6 protein-coding genes and 1 pseudogene are annotated in these 5056 nt (G+C 72.7%); 4 read left to right on the plus strand and 3 right to left on the minus strand.

Going from position 1 to position 5056, the window contains the following annotated elements:
• Nucleotides 1-152 precede the first annotated feature (152 nt).
• Nucleotides 153-437 carry a PspA-associated protein PspAA gene (gene pspAA, locus GTW67_RS18200; protein ID WP_161165881.1) on the minus strand — a complete coding sequence of 95 codons (285 nt, stop codon included), beginning with the start codon at nucleotides 435-437 and terminating at the stop codon, nucleotides 153-155.
• A gap of 20 nt (nucleotides 438-457) precedes the next feature.
• Nucleotides 458-1243 (minus strand): PspA/IM30 family protein, encoded by a 786-nt coding sequence (locus tag GTW67_RS18205; RefSeq protein WP_272920509.1) that lies wholly within the window; start codon nucleotides 1241-1243, stop codon nucleotides 458-460.
• A 270-nt stretch (nucleotides 1244-1513) separates the two neighbouring features.
• Here GTW67_RS18205 and GTW67_RS18210 point away from each other — a divergent pair, with 270 nt between their 5' ends.
• From GTW67_RS18210 to GTW67_RS18220, 3 genes are all read left to right on the plus strand, one after another.
• Nucleotides 1514-2152, plus strand: coding sequence for a DUF3043 domain-containing protein (locus GTW67_RS18210; RefSeq protein WP_161165886.1), 639 nt, complete (start codon nucleotides 1514-1516; stop codon nucleotides 2150-2152).
• 83 nt (nucleotides 2153-2235) lie between these two features.
• Nucleotides 2236-2937, plus strand: a complete 702-nt coding sequence (locus GTW67_RS18215) for a methyltransferase domain-containing protein (protein WP_161165882.1) — start codon at nucleotides 2236-2238, stop codon at nucleotides 2935-2937.
• A 62-nt stretch (nucleotides 2938-2999) separates the two neighbouring features.
• The gene (locus GTW67_RS18220; RefSeq protein ID WP_161165883.1) at nucleotides 3000-4097 is read left to right on the plus strand and encodes a S1C family serine protease; all 1098 of its coding nucleotides are present in this window, start codon (nucleotides 3000-3002) and stop codon (nucleotides 4095-4097) included.
• Between the two features lie 61 nt (nucleotides 4098-4158).
• On the opposite strand, the gene GTW67_RS18225 is transcribed toward GTW67_RS18220, so the two are convergent.
• Nucleotides 4159-4371, minus strand: a complete 213-nt coding sequence (locus GTW67_RS18225) for a hypothetical protein (RefSeq protein WP_161165884.1) — start codon at nucleotides 4369-4371, stop codon at nucleotides 4159-4161.
• Nucleotides 4372-4531: 160 nt separating this feature from the next.
• Here GTW67_RS18225 and GTW67_RS18230 point away from each other — a divergent pair.
• Nucleotides 4532-5056, plus strand: a pseudogene (locus tag GTW67_RS18230) (bifunctional adenosylcobinamide kinase/adenosylcobinamide-phosphate guanylyltransferase); the annotation flags it as partial.

Genomic DNA, 5056 nt, shown 5'->3' on the forward strand with positions numbered 1-5056 from the left:
ACGGCCTCGTCCTCAAACGCCGGACGGGCTGAGAGTTACCGGCGATGCCCCCTTGCCGGACGGGCTGAGAGATACCGGCGATGCCTTCGTGCCGGACGGGCTGGGAGTTACCGGCGTCGCCGAGGTGCCGAACCGGGAGCTGAGTCGTGTTCTCAGGAGCCGTCCGGGATGAGGCCGTCGTCGCTGAGGAGTTCTTGGACCTCCTCCAGGGTGGCGTCCGGGGAGGGGAGGATCAGGTCCGACGGCTCCAGGGTGTCGTCCGGCAGCGGCTCGCCCAGTTCGCGGACCTTGGCCAGCAGGGCCTGGAGGGTCGCGCGGAAACCGGGGCCGTCACCGTTCTCCATCTCGGCGAGGAGTTCGTCGTCCAGCTTGTTCAGCTCGGCGAGGCGGCCGTCGGCGAGCGCCACCTGCCCCTCCCCCATGATCCTCACGATCATGTCGCCCTCCTAGGCGTGGGCTACTGCTTGTCGAAACGCGGAGTGTCCTGCGGCTGCTGCTGGGGCTGCGCCTGGCCCTGGCCGCCCTCCAGTGCCTGCCGGTCGGACGTGCTGCCGCCGGCCAGCTCGGCCTTCATGCGCTGGAGCTCCAGCTCTACATCCGTACCACCGGAGAGCCGGTCCAGCTCGGCCTGGATGTCGTCCTTGTGCATCCCGGACTGGTCGTCCAGGGCGCCGGAGGCGAGCAGCTCGTCGATGGCGCCGGCCCGCGCCTGGAGCTGGGCGGTCTTGTCCTCGGCCCGCTGGATCGCGAGGCCCACGTCGCCCATCTCCTCGGAGATGCCGGAGAACGCCTCCCCGATGCGGGTCTGCGCCTGGGCCGCCGTGTAGGTGGCCTTGATGGTCTCCTTCTTCGTACGGAAGGCGTCCACCTTGGCCTGGAGGCGCTGGGCCGCGAGGGTGAGCTTCTCCTCCTCGCCCTGGAGGGTGGCGTGCTGCGTCTCCAGGTCGGTCACCTGCTGCTGGAGCGCGGCACGCCGGGACAGCGCCTCGCGGGCCAGGTCCTCGCGGCCCAGCGCGAGCGCCTTGCGCCCCTGGTCCTCCAGCTTGCCCGACTGGGACTGGAGCTGGTTGAGCTGGAGCTCCAGGCGCTTGCGGCTGGTCGCCACGTCGGCGACGCCGCGGCGCACCTTCTGGAGCAGCTCAAGCTGCTTCTGATACGAGTAATCGAGGGTCTCGCGCGGGTCCTCGGCCCGGTCAAGGGCCTTGTTGGCCTTTGCGCGGAAGATCATCCCCATACGCTTCATGACACCGCTCATGGGCTTCGCGCGCCCCCTTCTGACCGACTCCAGCTCCAGCGACTGCAACAGAACCCACAGTACGGGCCCTGCATCCATTACCGCACTGTTCGGGGACGGATGCGCTCATCCCCAAGGACGACTGCGCACGCTCCCGGTCCGGCGTAGGGAGTAGGTGCTCCCCGGGGAGACGTCCCGGACGCCCCGGCCGGGCGGTACGCAACGTCCCCCTCTGTCCCCTTACGGACGACTGGCGTTGCCGGATCGTTCCCCACCGGACTGGGGTCCACACTCCCCCACCCCGTACCCTTGGGTTTTGTGTTCCGTAGCCGTGCCAAGGAAGAGAAGGCACCGAGCCTCGTCAAGACGCCGGTGACCGACTCCAAGCAGCCCCGCGACCCGCAGGCCCCGAAGGGCAGGCCCACGCCCAAGCGCAGTGAGGCCCAGTCCCAGCGCCGCAGCGTCGCCAATACGCAGATGACGCGCAAGGAGGCCGCCAAGCGTCAGCGCGAGGAGCGCCGGTCCACGATGGAGCGGCAGCGCCAGGCGCTGGCCAGCGGCGACGAGCGGTACCTGCCGGCCCGTGACAAGGGCCCGGTCCGCAAGTTCGCGCGCGACTTCATCGACTCGCGGTTCAACATCGCCGAGTACTTCCTGCCCATGGCCGTGGTCATCCTCGTGCTGAGCATGGTCCGGGTGGCGTCGTTGCAGAACATCGCGCTGCTGCTGTGGCTGGTCGTGATCGTGCTGATCGTGCTCGACTCGCTCGTCACCGGCTTCCGGCTGAAGAAGCGCCTCGCCGAGCGCTTCCCCGACGACCGCAAGCGCGGCGCGGTCGCCTACGCGCTGATGCGCTCGTTGCAGATGCGCCGGCTCCGGCTGCCGAAGCCGCAGGTCAAGCGCGGGGAGCGGCCCTGAGCACCACGCCGTTCGCCGGGGGCGCGGCCGACGCCTGGCTGGACAGGCCGGGCGGTCTTCGGGACGTCGTACGGCAGGAGCTGGTGGCCCGGCAGCTCGACGAGCAGATAGCCGGCCGCTTCCCGGTGGGCAAGCGGCTGCGGGTGCTCGACGTCGGCATGGGCCGGGGCGCCCAGGCGCTGCGGCTGGCACGGGCCGGGCACCAGGTGACCGGCGTGGAGCGGGACGCGACGATGATCGCCGCGGCGCGTGACGCCCTGGCGGGTCAGCCGGAGGGCATCCGGGAGCGGATGCGGATCGTCGAGGGCGACGGCCGGGACACCGGTGTGCACTTCCTGCCGGGCAGCTTCGACGTGGTGCTGTGCCACGGCGTGCTGATGTACGTCGAGGAGCCCGACCCGCTGCTGGCCGGGCTGGCCCGCATGCTCGCCCCGGGCGGTCTGCTGTCGCTGCTCGTGCGCAACGGGGACGCGCTCGCCATGCGCCCGGGCCTGGGCGGCGACTGGGCCGGCGCGCTCGCCGCCTTCGACACCACCGCCTGCCGGAACCACCTGGGCCTCGACGTCCGCGCGGACCGGCTGGCGACGCTGACGGCCAAGCTCGCGGGCATCGGGGCCCCGCTGCACGTCTGGTACGGCGTGCAGGTCTTCACGGACACGGTGCCCGACGGCGCCGAGGCCCCGGTCGACGTCGAGACGCTGCTGGCCGTGGAGGAGCGGGCGGGCCGGACGGACCCGTACCGCGGGGTCGCGGCGCTGCTGCACCTGTGCGGGGTGCGGGGCTAGGACGCCGCCCGTTCGGGTGCTCTGCGCAAGCAGGAGGTCCGGGGCCCCGTGAGACTCGGGGCATGGACGTCTCCCGCACCCGTGCCGTGTCCCGGTTCCGCATTCCCGTCGCCGCGCTGGCATGCTCCCTGCTGCTCGCCACCGGCTGCTCGGCGGCCGGATCGGACGGCGGGCCGGAATCCGGTACGGGCAGCGGGCGCGAGGCCACCACGGCGCGGGCCGCCGCACCGGCCGCGGCCAACGACCTCCAGGCCGACTACCAGCAGGTGATCAAGGACGTGCTGCCCTCGGTCGTCCAGATCCAGGCCGGCGACGACCTGGGCTCGGGGGTCGTGTACGACGACCAGGGCCATGTCGTCACCAACGCCCATGTCGTCGGGGACCAGAAGACGTTCCGGGTGACGACCGCCCACAGCGAGGACCCGCTGTCCGCGCGGCTCGTCTCGTCCTACCCCGAGCAGGACCTCGCGGTCGTCAAGCTGGACAAGGTGCCCGAGGGCATGAAGGCGGCCGCCTTCGAGGACTCGTCGAAGGTCGACGTCGGGCAGATCGTGCTCGCGATGGGCTCGCCGCTCGGGCTGTCGTCCAGCGTGACGCAGGGCATCGTGTCGGCGACCGGACGGACCGTCACCGAGGGCCGCAGCGGCGGCGGTACGGGGGCGACCCTCGCCGACATGGTGCAGACCTCGGCGGCCATCAACCCGGGCAACAGCGGCGGCGCCCTGGTCAACCTGGACGGCCGGGTCATCGGCATCCCGACGCTGGCCGCGACCGACCCCGCGCTGGGCGACAGCGCGGCACCCGGCATCGGGTTCGCGATCCCCTCCTCGACGGTGAAGACGATCGCCGGCCAGATCGTCAAGGACGGCAAGGTCACCGACTCGGGCCGGGCGGCGCTCGGCATCACCGCCCGTACGGTCGTCGACGACAGCTACCGTCCCGCCGGCGTGGCGATCGTCAGCGTCGTCCAGGGCGGTGCCGCGGACGGCGCGGGCCTGCGCGCCGGGGATGTCATCACGAAGCTGGGCGACACGGACATCACCACGATCACCTCGCTCTCCGAGGCCCTGGCGTCGATGCGGCCGGGCGACCGCACCAAGGTGACGTACACCCGCGGCGGCGACGAGCGCACCGCCGAGGTGACGCTGGGCGAGCAGTGACGCGGGAGGGGACGGCCCGTATCGCGGCCGTCCCCTCCCCCTACGCCCGTCGGGCCCTCGCTCAGGCCTCTTCGGCGTGCAGGCTCATCGGCCCGTAGATCTCCGCGGAGTCCTCGAACAGCCGCACCTGGTCCGTGCCGCCCTCCTGGAGGTCCTTCCAGTGCTCCCCGATCCAGGACTCGGCGTCCCCTTGCGTGGTGAACTCCTCGGGCTGCACCGCGGGCTGGACCTCCGTCCCGCCGGCCGTCTCGAACCGCCACGTCCATGCCGCCATGTACGCCTCCAAGATGTGAGCACATGCAGAGCGGAAGCCGGATCTTGGTCCGGCTCCCGGTCGCAGCCTATGCGCTGAGCCGGGCGTGTCGTAGAAGGCCGGGGGCGACTCCGGGGGCCTCGGGCGCGCATGTCGGGGGGCGACCGGCGAAAATCGGGGCGTGGACGTGACTCTGCTCGGCACCGGTGCCCCCGCGGGACTCCCCCGCCCCGACTGTCCCTGCGCGGCCTGTGCCGCCGCGCAGGGCGAGAACGCGCGCGCGGCGACCGCGCTGCTGGTGGACGGGGCGCTGCTCCTCGACCTGACGCCCGGTGCCGCGTTCGCCGCCGCGCGCGCCGGGCACTCCCTGGGCGGCGTACGGCAGGTGCTGCTGTCGCACCCGCACGACGGGCCCGCCGTGGAGGTGCCGGCCGGGCTGCCGCAGCCGGGGCGGGTGCCGGACGGGCGGGAACTGGCGTTGCTGACGGGGCACCGGGTGCGGGCGGTGGCGATGGACGCGCCGGGCACCGGGTACGCCGTGACCGGGCCGGACGGGCAGCGGCTGCTGTATCTGCCGCCGGGCGGGGCGCCGGCCGGCCTGGAGGAGCCCGCCGAGCCCTACGACCTGGTCCTCGCGGACGTCGTGGGCCGCCCGGACGCCCTGGCGAAGCTGCGCGCGGTGGGCGCCGCGCGCCCGACGACCGAC

The sequence above is a fragment of the Streptomyces sp. SID5910 genome (assembly GCF_009862125.1).
Classification (GTDB): Bacteria; Actinomycetota; Actinomycetes; order Streptomycetales; family Streptomycetaceae; genus Streptomyces.